This window comes from Streptomyces sp. MK7, assembly GCF_032658145.1.
Taxonomy (GTDB): Bacteria; Actinomycetota; Actinomycetes; order Streptomycetales; family Streptomycetaceae; genus Streptomyces; species Streptomyces spiralis.
This window is the reverse complement of the sequence record NZ_JAVACL010000125.1, coordinates 1-1,203: the sequence shown is the minus strand read 5'-3', so window position 1 is coordinate 1,203 and position 1,203 is coordinate 1. Positions and strand designations below refer to the sequence as shown.

Sequence of the window (1,203 nt, the reverse complement as noted above, 5' to 3'; positions counted from 1 at the left end):
TGAGCTTGCTGCGCTTTGACGGACACGTTCGGTGTGTTGGTCAAGCTGCGAGGGTGGCCTCGAACTCGGCCGGAGAGAGGTAGCCGAGGCTGCTGTGGAGCCTGCGTATGTTGTACCAGCCCTCGATCCACTCGAAAATCGCCGAGTGGGCTGCTGCCCGGGTGGGCCAGGACCGGTCATCGATCAACTCACGCTTCAAGGTGGCGAAGAACGACTCGGCGAGGGCGTTGTCCCAGCACTGGCCGGTGCGGCCGACCGACAGGCTGATGTCCAACTCGCCTGCGAGGGAGGCGAAGTCGCGGCTGGTGTATTGGCAGCCGCGGTCCGAGTGAAAGATCACCGGTCCGTGCGGGCGGCGGGTGCGGCAGGCGGCCCTCAGGGCGTCGGCGACCAGCTCGGTGCGCAGGTGGTCGGCGGTGGCCCAGCCCACCACGCGCCGGGAGGCGATGTCGATCACGGTGGCCAGGTAGAGCCAGCCCTCCTCGGTCGAGATATAGGTGATATCGCCGCACCAGCGCGCATCGAGGCCGGCGGGGTCGGGCTGGAAGTCGCGCAGGACCAGGTCAGGCCGCAGGGCCGCGCGCGGGTCGGGGATGGTGGTGCGCTGGCGCCGCCGCCGATGGCGTCCCTGCAGGCCGCGCTGGCGCATCAGACGGGCGATGCGGCGTCGACCGCACTGCTCGCCGTCACGCCGTAGGACGGCGTGGATGCGCGGGGCTCCGTAGCTGCCGCGTGAGGCCGCATGCACCTTGGTGATCTTCTCGGTCAGCTCCGCGTCGCGGACCGCGCGCGGTCCCGGAGCGTCGGTGCGGCGGGCGTAGAAGGCGGCACGGGAGACCTCCAGCAGCTCACAGGCGCGCTTGACGCTGTGGCCGCCCTGCTTCTCCGCCTCGATGAACGGGTGCACCGTCACCGGGTCTCCTTCGCGAAGAAAGCCGTGGCACGCTTGAGGATCTCCACGTCCTCGCGCAGACGGCGGTTCTCCCGCCGCAGGCGAGCCAGCTCATCGCGTTCGTCGCTGGTCAGGCCATCCCGCTCGCCGGCGTCGACCTCGGCCTGCTTGACCCAGTCCCGCACCGCGGTCTCGGTCAGGTCGAAGTCCTTGGCGATCTGACCGACCGAGCGGTCACCGCGTCGGCACAGCTCGACGATCTCGGCCTTGAACTCCGGCGTGAACGAGCGGCGAGGACGCGGCTTCTTCTT

At 69.7% G+C, this 1,203-nt stretch carries 2 protein-coding genes; both read right to left on the bottom strand.

Annotated features, from left to right (window positions below; all coding sequences use genetic code 11):
- Positions 1-40: 40 nt before the first annotated feature.
- Positions 41-913 carry an IS3 family transposase gene (locus R2S09_RS40110; RefSeq protein ID WP_316746216.1) on the bottom strand — a complete coding sequence of 291 codons (873 nt, stop codon included), beginning with the start codon at positions 911-913 and terminating at the stop codon, positions 41-43.
- Positions 910-1,203, bottom strand: a 294-nt coding sequence (locus tag R2S09_RS40105) for a transposase (RefSeq protein WP_399145742.1), incomplete at its 5' end; no start/stop codon positions are given. The genes R2S09_RS40110 and R2S09_RS40105, both read right to left, overlap by 4 nt.